This window comes from Rahnella sp. JUb53, from assembly GCF_004346065.1.
Taxonomy (GTDB): Bacteria; Pseudomonadota; Gammaproteobacteria; order Enterobacterales; family Enterobacteriaceae; genus Rahnella; species Rahnella variigena.
Genome location: NZ_SLYT01000016.1, coordinates 18,711 through 36,757, shown reverse-complemented (window position 1 = coordinate 36,757; position 18,047 = coordinate 18,711). Strand labels below are relative to the sequence as shown.

13 protein-coding genes and 1 pseudogene are annotated in these 18,047 nt (G+C 53.7%); 8 read left to right on the top strand and 6 right to left on the bottom strand.

Annotated elements, in window-relative coordinates; genetic code table 11:
• Positions 1–77 precede the first annotated feature (77 nt).
• Both EC840_RS24120 and EC840_RS24115 read right to left on the bottom strand, forming a co-directional pair.
• Positions 78–620, bottom strand: a complete 543-nt coding sequence (locus EC840_RS24120) for a M15 family metallopeptidase (RefSeq protein WP_129638892.1) — start codon at positions 618–620, stop codon at positions 78–80.
• Positions 617–1,447 (bottom strand): gamma-glutamyl-gamma-aminobutyrate hydrolase family protein, encoded by an 831-nt coding sequence (locus EC840_RS24115; RefSeq protein WP_113877556.1) that lies wholly within the window; start codon positions 1,445–1,447, stop codon positions 617–619. The genes EC840_RS24120 and EC840_RS24115 overlap by 4 nt, the downstream gene beginning before the upstream one ends.
• A gap of 470 nt (positions 1,448–1,917) precedes the next feature.
• On the opposite strand from EC840_RS24115, the gene EC840_RS24110 reads away from it, so the two are divergent.
• The 4 genes from EC840_RS24110 to EC840_RS24095 all read left to right on the top strand — a co-directional run bounded on the left by EC840_RS24110 (position 1,918) and on the right by EC840_RS24095 (position 11,028).
• Positions 1,918–3,261, top strand: coding sequence for an MdtA/MuxA family multidrug efflux RND transporter periplasmic adaptor subunit (locus tag EC840_RS24110; protein ID WP_132967313.1), 1,344 nt, complete (start codon positions 1,918–1,920; stop codon positions 3,259–3,261).
• The gene (locus EC840_RS24105; protein WP_132967311.1) at positions 3,258–6,449 is read left to right on the top strand and encodes an efflux RND transporter permease subunit; all 3,192 of its coding nucleotides are present in this window, start codon (positions 3,258–3,260) and stop codon (positions 6,447–6,449) included. The genes EC840_RS24110 and EC840_RS24105 overlap by 4 nt, the downstream gene beginning before the upstream one ends.
• Positions 6,450–9,575 carry an efflux RND transporter permease subunit gene (locus tag EC840_RS24100; RefSeq protein WP_129638894.1) on the top strand — a complete coding sequence of 1,042 codons (3,126 nt, stop codon included), beginning with the start codon at positions 6,450–6,452 and terminating at the stop codon, positions 9,573–9,575.
• A 70-nt stretch (positions 9,576–9,645) separates the two neighbouring features.
• Entirely contained in the window at positions 9,646–11,028 is a 1,383-nt protein-coding gene (locus EC840_RS24095) for an efflux transporter outer membrane subunit (RefSeq protein ID WP_232829952.1), read from the top strand.
• A gap of 400 nt (positions 11,029–11,428) precedes the next feature.
• On the opposite strand, the gene EC840_RS24090 is transcribed toward EC840_RS24095, so the two are convergent.
• From EC840_RS24090 to EC840_RS24075, 4 genes are all read right to left on the bottom strand, one after another.
• Positions 11,429–11,908, bottom strand: coding sequence for a DUF2778 domain-containing protein (locus tag EC840_RS24090; RefSeq protein WP_132967309.1), 480 nt, complete (start codon positions 11,906–11,908; stop codon positions 11,429–11,431).
• Entirely contained in the window at positions 11,905–12,387 is a 483-nt protein-coding gene (locus EC840_RS24085; RefSeq protein WP_112290340.1) for an Hcp family type VI secretion system effector, read from the bottom strand. Before EC840_RS24085 ends, EC840_RS24090 begins: the two co-directional genes overlap by 4 nt.
• Positions 12,388–12,684: 297 nt before the next feature.
• Entirely contained in the window at positions 12,685–13,863 is a 1,179-nt protein-coding gene (locus EC840_RS24080) for a cytochrome c (protein WP_165929059.1), read from the bottom strand.
• Positions 13,860–15,770: an FAD/NAD(P)-binding protein gene (locus tag EC840_RS24075; RefSeq protein ID WP_113877564.1), complete on the bottom strand. Its 1,911-nt coding sequence runs from the start codon at positions 15,768–15,770 to the stop codon at positions 13,860–13,862. Before EC840_RS24075 ends, EC840_RS24080 begins: the two co-directional genes overlap by 4 nt.
• Positions 15,771–16,030: 260 nt before the next feature.
• On the opposite strand from EC840_RS24075, the pseudogene EC840_RS25730 reads away from it, so the two are divergent.
• The 4 genes and pseudogenes from EC840_RS25730 to EC840_RS24055 all read left to right on the top strand — a co-directional run.
• Positions 16,031–16,108, top strand: a pseudogene (locus EC840_RS25730) (type VI secretion system tube protein Hcp); the annotation flags it as partial.
• Between the two features lie 128 nt (positions 16,109–16,236).
• Complete coding sequence (locus tag EC840_RS24065) at positions 16,237–16,737, top strand: hypothetical protein (RefSeq protein ID WP_132967307.1); 501 nt, start codon at positions 16,237–16,239, stop codon at positions 16,735–16,737.
• 582 nt (positions 16,738–17,319) lie between these two features.
• The gene (locus tag EC840_RS24060; RefSeq protein WP_132967305.1) at positions 17,320–17,589 is read left to right on the top strand and encodes a helix-turn-helix transcriptional regulator; all 270 of its coding nucleotides are present in this window, start codon (positions 17,320–17,322) and stop codon (positions 17,587–17,589) included.
• 167 nt (positions 17,590–17,756) lie between these two features.
• Positions 17,757–18,014, top strand: coding sequence for a type II toxin-antitoxin system RelB/DinJ family antitoxin (locus EC840_RS24055; RefSeq protein WP_112290346.1), 258 nt, complete (start codon positions 17,757–17,759; stop codon positions 18,012–18,014).
• Positions 18,015–18,047: the final 33 nt, after the last annotated feature.

The following is an 18,047-nucleotide window of genomic DNA, read 5'->3' as shown; positions in this document are numbered from 1 at the left end:
AACAGAAAATTGGCCTAACAGATAAATGTTTCGACGACAATTTTAGTTATGGAAACTGAGACGCAGGTCACTGTGTTTTATTGCGGATGCCAGCACCAGTGCCACGGCTCATAAATAAAGCCCCAGGGATTATTCAGCGGAAAGGACATTATGAAACCGAAGCGGGCGGCGTGAGTTTGCAGCCACTGAAAAGCGTCTGTTTCGCCAAAAACGCCGGTCACTTCGTCGCAGCCGGGGGTATTGATATCTATGGCGCGACCGGTGTGATGTTCGCTGCATCCGGGCGGTGCCAGCGAGGTGAAGAAAACTTCCGGTGGGATGCCTGCCTGCTGTTTGATGCGGATTAATCCGGCCTGATAATCCAGACTGCGAAAAGCAGAGACCAGATAAATGCCCACGCCGTCGGCGGCAGCCTGTTGTTTCATCTGATGCCAGGCGGCAGCCGCGGGGGAGATCAGCCGGTAAACTTTGCCGCTCTCCGCGTCGGTTTCCGTATCCTCCAGTAAGTACTCACTTACTTCTTCAAAGTAAGGCAGCGTACGGTGTGCGATAACCTGCGGGTCGATGCCCAGATCATGCAGTATCTGGGCGGTTCTGATTTTAAGCGCCGCCTGATTCACGCCTGCTCATTCCCCGGACGGGAAATCGCGTCGTTCATCGCTTCTGTCATGGCTTTACCCGCCGTGCGCATTGACTGCTGATAGCGTGACGATGCTGCAACAAAGGCTTTCAGCAGTTGCGTATCCTGCTGATGTTGCTGATATTCAGGGTGCCATTGCACGCCCAGGCAGAAATCATACTCCTCGCACTCAATGCCTTCGATCACGCCGTCAGGCGCATAAGCATTCACAATGCAGCCGGGGCCGACCGATTTCACCGCCTGATGATGCGAGCTGTTGACCTCATAATGATCGCGATCGACGCAGCGGCTGAGCAGCGAACCTTCAACAATCTCTACAGGATGACGGGCGCGCTTTTTGCCGCCGGCGTTTTCGGTATCGACGGTCGTGCTGTGTTCAAGGGCATCGGGAAGTGCATCGGGAATGTGCTGATGGAGCGTGCCGCCGGTTAACACGGCAAGCAGCTGCTGACCGCCGCAAATCCCCAGCAGCGGCATATTGCGCTGCATGGCACCTTTGACGATGGCTTTTTCAAATTCAGTTCGAGCCGGTTTCAGACGCACCTGATCGCTGGTCTGTTGCTCATTAAAGAGTTCAGGCGGAACATCAAACGCGCCGCCGGTCACGACAATACCGTCGCACATCGACAGATATTCATCCGCCAGTTCCGCGTGGTGCGGCAAAGCCAGCGGTACTGCGCCCAGCTCTGCCAGACTTTTCAGGTAGTTTTGACGCAGGGCATACCAGGGAAAATCGGCGTAGCCACCGGCTTCCTCACTGTCCAGCGTTACCCCAATCACCGGTCTGGATTGAAATTTTTTCTGCATTCGCCTGAATCCCTTTCAAGAAGATGAAAACCAATCAGAAAATTCACCTTATCAAGCCGTGGTCGGCGCAAACAATATAAATTATCAATACATCCAATTTTCGGGATTTACCTCTGGTTTTATAACCAGTTAAGGTGAGCGGGCAGGTTAAATTTCACGCTAAACCTGCGTTTTCCTGACAAAATTCCACGACTGGCTGACACTTCATAATGATTTTCTGTCTGTGTCTTCAATATTCATTCTCATTTAGTTCTTAACATTAAAGGGTCAGAAAGGATAAATTAGTGCGTATAATTCATCCTGCTGAATGAAATGAAAATTCTTAATTGCTAACGAAATCTTTACGTTGTCCTAAAAACAGCCGGTGAGCCTTTTAGGGATAATGTGTTTTGACTGATATTGAAAATCTCTGGTTGAAGGTCATTTTTCAGCTGCTTTCTCCTCTTTAATACTGCGAAACCAAGAAATTTATGCTGCCGACTGCCTCGTCTCGTTCCAAAAAACGCACTCTCGTGTGGGTTATCATCGCCATTATCGTTGCTGCGATCCTGGTCTGGTTCTTTGCTTTTCATCAAAGTGCTTCCGACTCATCTGCCCAAAAAAAACCGGGCCGCGGCGGAATGCGTGCGATGCGCGGCCAGATGATGGCCGGAATGGCCACACCGGTGCAGGCGGGAAAAGCCACGCAGGCCGATGTGCCGGTGTATCTGCGTGCGCTGGGTACCGTTGTCGCCAACGCGACAGTCACGGTCACCAGCCGGGTGGATGGTCAGCTGATGAAGGTATATTTCACCGAAGGGCAGAAAGTCGAGCAGGGGCAGCTGCTGGCGCAGATTGATCCGCGCAGTTATCAGGCCACGCTGGAACAATATCAGGGTGATTTGGCGCAGAATCAGGCGCTGTCGAAAAGCGCTGAACTGACGCTGGCGCGTTACCGCAAACTGTATGCGCAAGATTCCCTGGCACGTCAGGATCTGGAAAGCCAGATTGCAACCGCCGGTCAGTATGCCGGTGCCGTGAAAGCCGATCTGGCGCAAATCACTGCCGCCAAGCTGAATCTTGAGTTCGCAAAAATCACCGCACCGGTCAGCGGGCACGTTGGTCTGCGTCTGGTCGATCCGGGCAACATGGTTACCAGCAGTTCCACCACCGGTATTGTGACGATTACCCAGACTCAGCCGATTGCCGTTACCTTCAGCGTGCCGCAAAGCAATCTGCAAACCTTGCTCAAAGCGCTGCGTGGCGGCAATCAGTTGCCAACGACTGCCTTTGACCAGAGCGGCAGCGAAGTGCTCGGACAGGGCAAACTGCAATTTATCAGCAACGAAATTGATACCAGCACCGGCAGCATCAAGCTGAAAGCGCTGTTCGATAACGCCGATGAGAAACTCTATCCGAACCAGTTTGTGAATGCCCGCTTACAGGTCGCGACCCTGAAAGACGCCACGGTGATCCCGGCGGCAGCATTACAACTGAGCAGCGACGGCGACTTCGTGTATGTGGTGAAAGCCGACAGCACCATTGAGCGCCGCAGCGTGAAATCCGGACCAGACTTTGGTGACGATCAGGTGGCGATTTTGTCCGGCGTGAAGCCGGGCGAGCAGGTGGTTACTACTGGTATTGACCGCCTGAACAACGGCACCAAAGTCGAGATTGTCACGCCGAATTCCGGTGAAGCTGCAGCAGCGGACGGCTCGTCTAAAGCCCGCGAGCAAAGTGGCGGTGTGGATAAAGCCACCACCGGTGCCGACAAAACTGTCGCCGCGCCCGATGCAACTCCAAATACAGCCGGTAAAGACAGCGGGTCTAAATGAATCCTTCACGCCTCTTTATACTCCGGCCGGTCGCGACCATTCTGCTGATGGTCGCCGTGCTGTTGTCGGGGATTTTCGCCTACAACATGCTGTCGACCTCGGCGCTGCCGCAGGTCGACTATCCGACCATTCAGGTGACCACGCTGTATCCGGGCGCCAGTCCGGATGTGATGGCATCAGGGATCACCGCCCCGCTTGAGCGTCAGCTCGGTCAGATGGCCGGTCTGAGCCAGATGTATTCCACCAGCGCCAGCGGTTCCTCCATTATCACGCTGAAATTCTCGCTGGATTTGTCTCTCGACGTGGCCGAGCAGGAAGTCCAGGCGGCGATTAACGCGGCGGACAGCCTGCTGCCCAGCGATTTACCGAATCCGCCGACCTACAAAAAAGTGAACCCGGCAGATGCCGCGGTGCTGACCCTGGCGGCGACGTCCGAATCCCTGCCACTGACCAAAGTGCAGGATCTGGTCAACACCCGCGTGGCGCTGAAACTGTCGCAGATTTCCGGCGTCGGTATGGTCACGCTGGCGGGCGGTCATCAGCCTGCGGTTCGTGTGCAGGTCGATCCGCGTAAACTGGCGGCGCATAACCTCAGTCTGGAAACCATCAATACGCTGATCGGCAACAGTAACGTTAACGGCTCGAAAGGGGGCTTCGACGGCCCGCATCATTCGATCACCATCGATGCCAACGACCAGCTGCGCACCGCCGCCGAATACGGCAATCTGATCGTCAATTACGAAAACGGGGCAGCGCTGCGTCTGCGCGATGTCGCGACGCTTTCCGAAGCGCCGGAAAACCAGTACTTGTCTGCCTGGGCGAACAAGCAACCGGCCATTATTATCAGCGTGCAGCGCCAGCCGGGTGCCAACGTGATTCAGGTGGTGGACGCCATCAAAGCGCAACTGCCGAAATTGCAGGAAGCGCTGCCGGAATCGGTCAAAATCAGCGTGATATCCGACCGTACGCAAACCATTCGCGCCTCGATCAGCGACGTGCAGTTCGAACTGTTGCTGTCTGTCGCGCTGGTGGTGATGGTCACCTTCCTGTTCCTGCGCAATGTCGCCGCGACACTGATCCCGAGCGTTGCGGTGCCGCTCTCGCTGGTCGGCACCTTTGGCGTGATGTACCTGTGCGGTTTCAGTCTTAACAACCTCTCGCTGATGGCGCTGACTATCGCCACCGGTTTTGTCATCGATGACGCCATCGTGGTGGTCGAGAATATTTCCCGACGCCTCGAAGAGGGCGAAACGCCGATGCAGGCCGCGCTGAAAGGCTCGCAGCAAATCGGTTTCACCATTATTTCCCTGACGTTCTCGCTGATTGCGGTGCTGATCCCGCTGCTGTTTATGGGCGATGTGGTCGGGCGGTTGTTCCGCGAATTCGCCATCACGCTGGCGGTGTCGATACTGGTGTCGATGGTGGTGTCGCTGACGCTTACACCGATGCTCTGCGCCTATTTACTGCGCCACACGCCGGAAGAAAAACAGAGCAAGTTTTACCGTAAAGGCGGCGAGTTCTTCGACAAAATGATCGCCGGTTACGACCGCATGCTGATCGTGGTGCTCAATCACCAGAAGCTCACTCTGCTGGTCGCCGCCGCCACTCTGGTATTTACCGCGTTGCTGTATGTGATTGTGCCAAAAGGCTTCTTCCCGTCGCAGGATACCGGGATGATCCAGGGGATCACCCAGGCGTCACAGGACGTATCCTTCAGTGAAATGGGACGCCGTCAGCAGTTACTGACCGCGGCAATTCTCAAGGATCCGGATGTGGAAAGTGTGTCGTCCACCATTGGCGTGGACGGCAATAACACCAGCCTGAACAGCGGGCGTTTGCAGATCAGCCTCAAATCTTTCGATGAGCGCAGCGAACGTGCGCCGGCAATTATTGCGCGTCTGCAACAGGAGACGGCAAATGTGCCGGGCATCGAACTGTACATGCAGGCTTCGCAGGATCTGACCGTTGACGATCAGGTCACGCCAAGCCAGTACCAGTTCACGCTGGATGATTCCGACAGTGAAAATCTGGTGGAATGGACGCCAAAGCTGATTGAAAAACTCAGCACGCAGCCGGAGTTCAGCGAAGTGGTCAGCAACCTGCAAAATCAGGGGCAGATTGCGTATGTGGAACTGGACCGCGATGCCGCCGCCCGTTACGGCATTACCGCTTCGGATGTCGATACCGCGTTGTACAACGCGTTCGGTCAGCGACTGGTTTCCACCATCTTTACCCAGGCGAACCAGTACCGCGTGGTGCTGGAAGTCGCCCCGCAGTTCCAGCAGTCACCGGCGTCGTTTGATGATGTGTATCTGGCGACCAACAACAGTTCTTCGACCAGCGGCACGGTGGCGACAACCACGACAACCACGACCACGACGTCGGACAGCGGCAACCCTACCACCAATTCCGGTGCGACTAACGGCATGGTGAAACTGACGTCGATTGCCAAAATCCATATGCGCACCGGCGCACTGTTGCAGGCGCGCCTCAACCAGTTCCCGGCGGTCACCGTCTCCTTTAACCTCAAAGACGGCTATTCGCTGGAACAGGCGCAGCAGGCGATCAAAACCACCGTGGCCGATATCGCCATGCCGGACAGCATCACTTTGCGTTATCAGGGTGCGGCGGCGTCGTTTGAAAGTGCCACCGGCAACACGCTGTGGCTGATCCTCGCGGCGCTGCTGACCATGTATGTGGTGCTGGGCATTCTGTACGAAAGTTTTATTCATCCGGTGACCATTCTGTCCACGCTGCCGTCGGCGGCGGTGGGCGCGTTGCTGTCGCTGATCTTTGCCGGTACGGAATTCAGTCTGATCGCATTGATCGGGGTGATCCTGCTGATCGGGATCGTGAAAAAGAACGCCATTATGATGATCGACTTTGCGCTGGATGCGGAAAACAAACAGGGGCTGTCGCCGCGTGAGGCGATCCACCAGGCCTGTTTACTGCGTTTTCGTCCGATCATGATGACCACCATGGCCGCACTGCTCGGCGCTCTGCCGCTGATGCTGGCGAGCGGATCCGGCGCGGAACTGCGTCAGCCGCTGGGGCTGGTGATCGTCGGCGGTCTGATCTTCAGTCAGGTTCTGACACTGTTCTCCACGCCGGTGATTTACCTGATGTTTGACCGGCTTTCTCACCGTCTGAATCCGCGTCATCGCCGCGCAGCGAAGCAGGCGGAATAAATGAATATTTCGCGTTTCTTCATCTTCCGTCCGGTCGCCACCATGCTGCTGACGCTGGCGATACTCCTGCTCGGTTTGCTGGGATATCGCCTGCTGCCGGTTGCGCCGCTGCCACAGGTGGATTTCCCGACCATTCTGGTCAGCGCCAGTCTGCCCGGTGCCAGTCCTGAAACCATGGCGGCAACGGTGGCGACGCCGCTGGAAAGGGCGCTCGGGCAAATCGCCGGGGTGACGGAAATGACCTCGCGCAGCTCGCAAAGTTCGACCAGCGTCATTTTGCAGTTCGATCTGGATCGCGACATCAACGGCGCGGCGCGCGACGTACAGGCGGCGATCAACGCCTCCCGCGCCTTGCTGCCGAGCAGCATGCCGTCGCTGCCGACCTATCGTAAAGCCAACCCGTCGGATGCGCCGATTATCATGCTGGCACTGACCTCGGCTACGCGCAGTAAAGGCGAGCTGTACGATATCGCCTCGAGCCAGCTGCAACAGAAAATCGCGCAGGTGAACGGCGTCGGCCAGGTTTCGCTGGTCGGTTCCGCGCTGCCGGGCGTGCGCATTGATTTGCGTCCGGAAGCGATCACCTCTTACGGAATTTCCCTCGACACCATTCGCACAGCCATTGCCGACAGCACCAGCAACCTGCCAAAAGGGCTGCTGCAGGGCTCAGATCAGTCGTGGATGATTGAAGGTAACGGCCAGCAAAGCACCGCCGCGCAGTATAAAACGCTGATCGTCACCTACATCAACGGCTCGGCAATCCGCCTGAGCGATATCGCCAATGTGTATGATTCTGTTGAAGATAAATACAACGTAGGTTATTACAACAGCACACCGTCGGTCATGATTGGCGTGACGCGTCAGGCTGGCGCGAACATGCTGGAAACCATCGAAGCGATCAAGGCCGCGCTGCCGCTGATGAAAGAAAGTCTGCCGGGCGACGTGCAGCTTAATCTGGCGCTGGATCGCTCGCCGAACGTTTCTGCTTCCCTGCGCGATACCGAAATGACCTTGCTGGAAGCCACGCTTCTGGTGATCGCCGTGGTGTTTGTATTCCTGCGTAACTGGAATGCGGTGCTGATCCCGGCGGTGGCGCTGCCGGTTTCGCTGATCGGCACCTGTGCGGTGATGTATCTGCTTGGCTACAGCCTGGATAACCTCTCGCTGATGGCGCTGATTATCTCCACCGGTTTCGTGGTCGATGACGCCATTGTGGTGCTGGAAAACATCACGCGGCACATCGAGGAAGGGCTGGGGCCGGTGCGGGCCGCGCTGAAAGGCGCGCAGGAAGTCAGTTTCACCGTGCTGTCGATGACGCTTTCACTGATCGCCGTTTTCATCCCGATCTTGCTGATGGGCAGTATCGTCGGGCGTCTGTTCCGCGAGTTTGCGGTGACGCTGAGTGTCTCGCTGATCATCTCCATGCTGGTGTCGCTGAGCCTGACGCCGATGCTGTGCGCGCGTTTCCTCAAACGTAAACCGCCGGTGGAAAAACGTCAGCCGCGCATTTACCGCATGATCGAACGCGGGCTGAACAAATTGCTGGCGGCGTATTCTGCGGCGCTCGGCTGGGTAATGCGGCATCAGCTGATCACGCTTGTCGGCCTGTTCCTGACAATCCTGCTGAATTTCTATCTTTATACCGTGGTGGAAAAAGGCTTCTTCCCGGATCAGGACACCGGGATGCTGATGGGCATGTTACGTGCGGATCAGAACACCTCGTTCCAGTCGATCCAGCCGCAGGTGCTGAAATACAGCAAGATCATTCAGGACGATCCGGCGGTAGAAGCGGTAATGAGTTCAGCGGGCAGCGGCGGTTTTGGTTCACGTAATACCGCGACCTTCTTTGTACGTCTGAAAGATTTTGATAAACGCACCGCGACGGCCAATCAGGTCGCCAACCGCCTGATGATGGCGACTGGCAAAGAACCGGGCGCGCAGTTGTTCCTGATGGCGGCGCAGGATCTGCATATCGGTGGACGCAGTGCCAACGCCCAATATCAGTACAGCCTGCAATCTGACGATCTTTCCGTGCTGCGTGAATGGGCGCCGAAGGTGCAGAAAGCGCTGGCGAAACTGCCGCAACTGACCGGTGTGGATTCCGATGCGCAGACCGGCGGGCAGGAGATCATGCTCAATATCGACCGGGATCGCGCTACGCAACTCGGCGTGAACGTGAAGATGATCGACACGCTGCTCAATAACTCCTTCAGCCAGCGGCAGATCGCTACGATCTACAAAACGCTGAACCAGTATCACGTCGTGATGAACCTGACGTCTGACTACACCAGTAATCCGGATGTCCTGCATCAGCTGTATGTCGTCACCGATTCCGGTAATCAGGTGCCGCTGTCGGCGTTTGCTACCTTCAGCGGAGCCAATGCACCGCTGTCGGTTTCCCATCAGGGACAGACGGCGACCACCACCATTGCGTTTAACCTTGCCGACGGCTATGCGCTGGAAGATGCACAGGCTGCGCTGAAAACGACGATGGCGCAGATTGGTTTGCCGGATACCGTTCATGGCAGTTATGCCGGTACCGCGCAGGCGTTTGAAGCGCTGGCCAGTTCCATGCCGTGGCTGATCCTGGCGGCGCTGGCGGCGGTATATATCGTGCTGGGCGTACTGTATGAAAGTTATATTCACCCGCTGACCATTCTTTCCACGCTGCCGTCTGCCGGGCTGGGGGCGCTATTGCTGATGCTGGTAACGGGGACGCAACTGACGGTGATCGCACTGATCGGGATCCTGCTGCTGATCGGTATCGTGAAAAAGAACGCGATCATGATGATCGACTTCGCGCTCGACGCTGAACGGCGGCTTGGTCTGACGCCGCAACAGGCGATCACTCAGGCCTGTCTGATGCGATTCCGTCCGATCCTGATGACCACGCTGGCCGCCTTCTTCGGCGCATTGCCGCTGGCGCTGGGCAGCGGCGGTGACGCGGATCTGCGCAGTCCGCTGGGGCTGGCGATCGCCGGTGGTCTGGCGCTGAGTCAGGTTCTGACCTTATTCACCACGCCGGTCGTTTACCTGTATATGGATCGCACCAGCCGCGCGACGCATCGTCTGTGGCACCGCCTGCGTCCTCACACGACGCCGCCGGAGGCCCGTACCCATGACTGATCATGAAACTAAGCACACTGAAACTTATCACCCTGAAGCGAATCTGATGACTCTGCAAAAAACACGTTCTATGGTGTTCCGGCTTGCTCCGCTGGCGCTGGCACTTCTGGTCAGCGCCTGTGCCGTCGGCCCTGATTACAAACGGCCTGACGTTGCCATGCCCACGGCATTTAAAGAAGCCAAAGGCTGGACGGCGGCGATCCCGAAAGATAATCAGGCCAAAGGCGACTGGTGGGCGGTGTATCAGGATCCTGAGCTGTCATCATTGCTGACACAGGTGCAGATTTCCAACCAGAACGTCGCGCAGTATGCCGCGCAATACCGTCAGGCACAGGCGCTGGTGACACAGGCACGTTCCGATTTGTATCCGTCCGTGGATGCCACGGTCGGCAGCACGCGCAGTGGCACATCCACCTCAACCACTAACAGCCAGTCCGCACAACTGAGTGCCAGCTGGGAACTGGATTTATGGGGTAAGTTGCGCCGTACGGCAGAAGAGCAGGACGCCAGTGCGCAGGCCAGCAAGGCCGATCTGGCGGATGCAACGCTCAGCGCACAGTCCGAACTGGCGCAGGATTATTTCCAGCTGCGGGTGATGGATCAGCAAATCGCGCTGTATAAGCAAAGTATCGATTCTTATCAGCGTTACCTGACGGTGATCCAGAATCAGTATGAAGGTGGCAACACCTCACGCGCCACACTGGCACAGGCGCAGACGCAGCTTGAAAGCACCAAAGCCTCGGCACTGGATCTGCAATGGCAGCGCGCCCAGCTTGAGCACGCTATCGCGGTACTGATCGGCAAACCACCGGCGCAGTTCAGCCTTGCGGCACGCGACGTCAAACTCAACCTGCCTGCGATGCCGGACGCCATTCCATCCCAGTTGTTGCAGCGTCGTCCTGATATCGCTGCCGCCGAACGCACCATGGCGTCTTCCAATGCCGCCGTCGGTGTGGCGACTGCCGCGTATTATCCCGATCTGACCCTGAGCGCCAGCGGCGGGTTCGCCAGCTCGGCATTCCATAACCTGTTCTCGCTGCCAAACCGCGTCTGGTCTTTAGGCCCGGAACTCAGCCAGACAGTACTGGATTTCGGTTCTACCCGCGGCAAAGTGGCACAGGCCGAAGCCGCGTATGACGCCGATGTTGCCAGTTATCGCCAGAGCGTGTTAACCGCGATGCAGGAAGTGGAAGATTATCTGGTCGAACTGCACACGCTCGACAGCGAGCTGGTCGCCCGTCAGAACGCCGCCGATTCCGCCAAAGAATCCGCCCGCGTGACTTACAACCAGTATCAGGCCGGGATGATCGACTATCTCGACGTCGCGACTACCGAAAACACCAGCCTGACCCAACAGCAAAGTGTCCTGTCACTGCTCAGCACCCAGATGGTCACCAGCGTCAAGCTGATCGCTGCCCTGGGCGGCGGATGGAACGGGGATGTGGGTAAATAGAAGAGTTTGAATTATCTCTGCACTAAGGACACGTAAAACGGTCTTTGGTGTAGAGAACATCATTTATTTCAGTGCGAATGCTGCCATTCATCGTAAGTGGCCTCAATCACTTTAGACATAGCAATAAAATTGACGGGGAGCAATGTCACCGGGCTGCCTGTTTGCGATATGCGAAAAACTTTGCGATTACAAAAATTAAAAAAATATCTACAAGGGCTGAGCCTCCAAACAAAATGCTCATATAAATATTATCCCAGATGTTTTCCTGAATAAACTCTGTATGCGCTGAAATTTTCGAATAGAACCATTGTTCAGAACATAAGGAGAAAAGTGTCGTAAACGTCATTGTAAACAAGAAAACACTTCCGAGCCAAATAAGCACACATTTCAAAGGGGACATTTAATATACCTGTACAGTTCCGAAAGCATTTAACGTTGAGCTGATTTTTATTTGTGGTGTATTTAATAATGCCTCACGCAGAATTGTAAAATGATCCTTTGAAGGCAACGTTATGCACCCGTGGCTTACCCCTTTGTAACCCGCCGGGTGTAGTCTGAAATTACCTCTTTTAACCTGATCGATAAAAGTTAAATCATCTATGCTGTTATCGTTTCTATAAAGTGCAAACCACACTGACCTGTCGGACCCACTCACGACTGATCCAAAAAAATCAGAAACATGAGTGCCTATCCCACCAGTCCCTCGGGTCACTATATAATATTGTCCGGGTGGCAAAGGGCCGATATCTTTCAGATCTGCTGAGTCAGGGTTGTTGCGATGTGGACCTACCTCACCAGAATAGGCGGGAAAGAAACCGTAGCCAGGGCAACTGAGAGTGGATAAGCCTGAACCGTTCAAACGAAATGTGCATCTGATCATCTGTCATTCCACGCATCGGAAAAAATGATATTCCCATCACTATATTTCCAGGTGATCCGCTCGTATCTCAGAGATATAGATTCGAGGTGGTTGTGCTTTTCTGTTGCTGGATTTTTGCAGTCATGCATCAAAGGGCAGATCGCAACAACTTTCACATTTTCCAGCAGCATATTGAAATACTCAACTTCCTGACCAGCATCATTGATGCGATACCACCGGATTTCAGCAGATTTTAACGTTTGTCCTTTTGCTACAGCTTGGTATAAATATGGACTGGAGGAATCAAACTCTTTTTCAAACGTCATTGCTGAGTGCACTCGGGTACCTGTTATTTTTCCCGTATTATTATCAGTAGGCAAAAATAAACCATGCCCGAAACCCAAAATCTCAATGCTACTTTCACGCCCATTCACATCAACGGATCCTTTGATATGCGCACCGCCATCATCTTTAAGCCATAAATAAGCAGGAATCGCCATCTTTAAATCTCCCTATTGAAAGTAATAAATAAACTACTCCACAGGAGGATAACTGCAAGCGTATTTTTTGCATTGTATTAAGGTTTTTTATAATGATAATAATTAAGTATAAATTATTATTTTAGATTGATGCTGGTAATTATTGGTTGAAGTTATTTAAATGAATATAAGGAAGTTCAACTGGAGTTTTTATTAAAGTTGATTGTGCATCAAATATCTGTAATACCCCCTCCCAACTCCCCCTTCGCAGGGGGAGGAGCTAATCGAGCCAGGTTTTACCTGCGGTGAAAAAAGCCCTTATTTCCCTGCTTTCCTCGCTTTCGCCACATCTCCTGGCGTGACGGCTGCTGCCTGATTTCCCCAGCTGGCGCGCAGGGTATTGGTGAGGTCTGCGGCCTGTTGATCAGTCAGCGTCCAGCCGTAGCCCGGCATGGTATTGGACATGTGTTCTGCCGTCACCGGCGTCTGAGCGCCGTAGAGGATCACGCGCAGCAACGTCTGCGGGTTCTCTGCATTGACGGTCAGATTGCCCGCCAGCGCCGGAATGGCAAACGCTTTTCCGTCGCCTTTCACACCGTGACAGGTCGAACAGTAACGCATAAACGTCTGCTGTCCGGCTTCAGTCGCGACGGCCTTTTTGGCTGGTGCCGGTTGCGCCTCCGCTTTCAGACTGAGCAGATACACCGCCATGCTGTTGAGATCGTCATCGGTCATAAACTGCGTGCTGTTAGTGATCACTTCTCCCATCGGGCCGCTGACGGCGTCATGAGTATTGCGACCGGATTTCAGCAGCGCCACCAGTTCCGGCTGACTGATTTTCAGCCCGCGCAGGGAAGGTGCTGACCAGCCGTCCAGCTCGCCGCCGCTGAGAAACGCCATGTCCTTTTCATCGAGGGCTTTCTCCTGTTGCGCCCAGCCACGCGGGGTGTGACAGGCTCCGCAGTGTCCGGCACCCTGCACCAGATAAGCGCCACGATTCCATTGCGCACTCTGATCCGCCTGAGGCCTGTACTCGCCGTCATCAAGGAAAATGCTGTTCCAAACCCGCAGCGGCCAGCGCACCGACATCGGCCAGCTGATGTCATTTTCACGGTTGGCGACGGGCTGCGGTTTGACCTCTTTCATCAGATAGTCATACAACGCGCGCATGTCCTTCCCGCTCATTTTTACGTAAGAGGTGTAGGGCATCGCCGGATAGAGCGCATGGCCGTCTTTAGCAATCCCTTCGCGCATCGCCTTGTCGAACTCTTCGAAACTGTAGCCGCCAATTCCATGCTGAATATCCGGTGTGATATTGGTGGAATAGATCTCGCCGACCGGCGTGGCAAAGCGCACACCACCGGATAAATCTGCACCCTGAGGCGATGTGTGACAGGCGGCGCAGTCGGCGGATTTCGCCACATACTCACCTTCGGACATCGCCATGGCAGAGCCTGCCGTTGCCATCAGCGTGGCAAAAATCATCAGCTTCTTCATGCGCTCACCTTTTTCATTGCCGTCAGTTCATTCACTGCCCGCCAGGCCTGATCAACTGCTGAGTTGGCGTACGGGCTCCAGTCAGAATCTGAATTGGCGATAGTGATCCGCCCGACAGGCGTGCGCGCCAGATGAATGGTTTTCTGCGCGTCGTCTTCGTCGTCGAACATCCCGCTGAGGAAGTAGGAATAGCCGTGCGACCAGCGGTTAACGGTGATCGCCATGATGTCGCGCTGATGGTCAAAACCGGCTTCGCCGAACATGCCCTGCAACTGATCGCGGATCATTTTTTCATGGGCATCAAACGAGGTGCCGAGCAGTAACGCACGGCCTTTACGTGACTGCTCGCGCGGGCTGAGGCCGCTGCCCGGCAGCGTCGGCACATACACCATATGCAGGCCAATCGGCTGGTTCGGGTCACGCGGATGCTGATAACCGCCCATATCCACCGGGTAATCCAGTTTCACGCGGCTGTAAGGCGCTGCCGGAGAGTAAATTTCATGGACGCCAAGTTTGATAAACGGCTGCCAGTTGCGGATCACCACTTTCGAATAGACCAGCGGCGCTTTGACGTTTTCTTTCAGCGCGGCTTTCTGCGCTTCAGGAATTTCCGGCACCAGATACGGGATCATCATATTGTATCCGGCCATCACCGCCTGACCGGCGCGGACGCGGTGCAGCGTGCTGCCGGTCATATAGGTCACTTCTACCGCCGGTTTGCCTTCGTGTTCTACGTTGGCGACATGCATCCCGGTGCTGTTGAGGCGAAGCCGCACCGGCTGCCCGGCCTTATCGAGCTGGCTGTAATCGAATTTCGCCAGCACGATATCTTCCATCGTGTTACCCGGCGCGACCTGCGGGATCAGATGGCGCACCATCAGCCGGGCTAAACCGGCGTTGCCATCGGGGAAGTGGAAAATATACGGCTCGTCGAGATCGGCCAGCGATTCGGCGTCCAGCGGCGGCAAGCCCATACCTTCCAGACCCGGAAGGGCGCAAATGCGGGCGTCGCTGCATGAGGTGGCATCGATTCCAACCGCCTGAAAATCATTGGTACGCTGCTGGAAATAGCGGATAGCAATCTCGCTCAGTCCGACTTTTTCACGCAGGAACTGGGTATAACTGTGCCCGTCGACCCAGGCGACTTTTTCTTCCTGACTCATGCCGTGCAGATAATCTTTCGATTCAGTATGCAGGGCGATCAGCGCCTGACGGTCAGATTCCGGCAGCGGGAAGTCACTGATGAAGTCTTTGATATCGCGGCCATTGAGGCGATCCGGTGGAATATCATCAGCCACCGCACGTCCCGGATCGCCGCTGACAATTTTATCGACGCCGAAGTTTTTACGGTCGAAATACACCCCGCGGCTGAGATGCAGATCAGGGTAAAACGTCTGATCGAAGTCTTTCGCCATCTTCTCGATATCGACGTTGAGGGTTTTCAGCAATCCCATCGCGACCGGACTGAAATTGGTGCGTGGCGACTGAAAGGACTCGCTGCCGCCGTAGCCCAGCAGCATTTTATCCTCGACGTGAAATTCATTACGTTTGGCATGTCCGCCGAAATCATCATGGTTATCGATCAACAAAATACGCTGGTCTTTACCGTGCTGTTCCTGCCAGAAACACGCCGCCGCAAGCCCGCTGATCCCGGCTCCGACCACCACCAGATCAAACTCATCTTCCACCGGCAAACCGGAAGATTCGACCTTTTTGCCTTCGCGCCCGAGGATATGCGCCGCTTCATAAGAACCCTGATGATTTCCGCGCAAACCGGTAAGGGAAGGCGGATAATACAACGACTGCGTGGCTGTTTGCGGCGAAGCCCGCAGCGCCTCAAACGGAGTCATTCCGGCAGTGACCGTAATAGCCACGCCGTTTAGAAAATCACGACGAGTGATGCCCATATTGTTTCCTTAAAATTTACATCATCAACCCGCGCGGAAGCCGCACGGCAAAAGCGTTTTGCTCAAAAAATGTCTAAGTATTTTAACAAATTTAACATAAAGAAACACTTAGCGAGCGTGACGGCGGGCGCAAATGAGGAAACAAGGGGAGTTCACCAGTAACAAACTTCTGAAAATTCCATTTTTAAAGGTTCTCCAATGGTTTGTGAAAACATACGGGCATAACGTACTGCCTCACTTTTAAAAAGGAATTTATCAGAATGGCAATCCCTGCATATTTTTGGCTTAAAGACGATGGTGGCGCGGACGTCCGAGGATCGGTTGATGTATATGGCAGAAGCTTATTTCGCATACACGGCGAGAGAAGAGAAGGCCCGGCCGGATTTGCTTCAACTGGTTGTATCATTATGAGCAATCCTACCCGCCGTTTAATAAGAGGAACATCAGAAACATTAGAGGTGGTGAGATGAAAATTCTTCCCTTACTTTTTCTCGTTCCAATAATGGCTTTTGCCTCTGCTACACCTAAGGATATAAGAACAAGTGTCCAGAAATATGGAAGCAACAGTTTTGCATCTAAAATAACAGCTGAAGACTGGGCTGAGACGATAAATAAAATCTCCACGGGTGACGATGAATGGCTAATGTTAGTCCCGGATTTAGCGTCTGTAGTGAATCTACAACAATCCAATCAACTTTCAGGTGCTCTCTATTACGCGCTCGATGCGAATGCTAAAGAAGCGTTAAAAGTGATGTCAATTCTCGATAAGCACCATTATAAATACCAGCAAGGAACGGATATAGCCTGCGTCCCGCCATTTGACAAAATAACGAATAGCGATATGGAGACATATAATCGCATCCGTCTTTCTTTATTAGATGCAGGACCACAAGCCGCCACTTGCCTGTGGATAATGGAGGGTTGGGTCGAAGAGATCAAAGCAAACGAGGCTCGAAAATCCTCATAGACCCTGCCGAAAATTATCGCTCATAGCCCGGAATTATCCGGGCTAATTTTGAATGCGTTATTTTGCGAGAAGTCTCTACAGAATTTCTTCATTGGTTTGGCTTTTGAGCCCAGTTTTCAGTACACGGGCGAGCCCTCGGGAAAGATCTTAAGCAGATTACGCACCAAAAAAACGGTCCGCCCTCGACGGCTTAGTGCTTCCAGTCTTCTGATGGCTTCAAGTTTCTTCATTTTATCTCTACACAAAAGCGATAGAAAAGTGTCTTTACTGTAGAGATGGAGTGTAGGTGTTTAGGGGACGGAGAAAATAGAGAAATGTAAATGATAAAAAGGCTGCACAGCAGCCTGAATAAAAGTATTCAATCTAGAGTTGTTGAGAGCTCTATCAAATCGAAAATTTTCATCAAAATAACTTTTTTATCGACGTTAGCTCAGTTAACTCATCAATATTACATTTCATCTTATCTATCAATGACCTGATCACTATTCCTCCGGTTTTATCCCGTTTTGGGATAATTTTTCTCCCGGTTTACTCTTCCTGTGTAGACGTTTTATTTACTCATAACTCAGGAAAGGATCCTCCATGAACAACACACAGAATCATACCGACTGGCATCAGGCAGACATCATTGCGGCATTGCGTAAACGAGGCACAACGCTGGCTGCGGTATCGCGTAGTGCGGGATTGAGTTCTTCGACGCTATCGAATGCGCTGTCACGATCATGGCCGAAAGGGGAGAAGGTGATTGCGCAGGCGCTGAATGTGCATCCGAGCGTGATCTGGCCGAGCCGTTATTTTGATGCGCGGGGAGAGTTGGTGGTGAAAGTCATTCGGAATTCAGCTAAATCCTGAGTGACAATGAGCTTTTTTGGAAGCTTTGCCGCAGCGATGAAAGTACAAAGTTGCTGATAAAACAGTATTCGATATTCTGCACACTGCTCTGTAAGTGAATACATTTTGTTCAGTGACTACATGAGGGCTACAATGTAGCTACACGACAAAATTGATCCGGAGGTTTTATGACTGACACTGTTGTCAGAGCTCGAGTAACTTCAGCGTCAAAGGCTGCTGCAATGGCAAACGCAAAGGCAATGGGGTTGGATCTATCGACAATCATTCGAATGGTTGTAAATAGGTTGGCTGTGAATGCTGAGCTACCCGTCGAATTGTTGCAGCCTAATGCCAAAACACTTCAGGCCATTCGTGATATGGAAAATGGAATTGGTGTTGAAAGAGTCGCAACGATTGAGGAGCTGAAGCACGATCTGGGATGGTGATATGTGCTAAGGATTGTTTATCAGACAAGATTT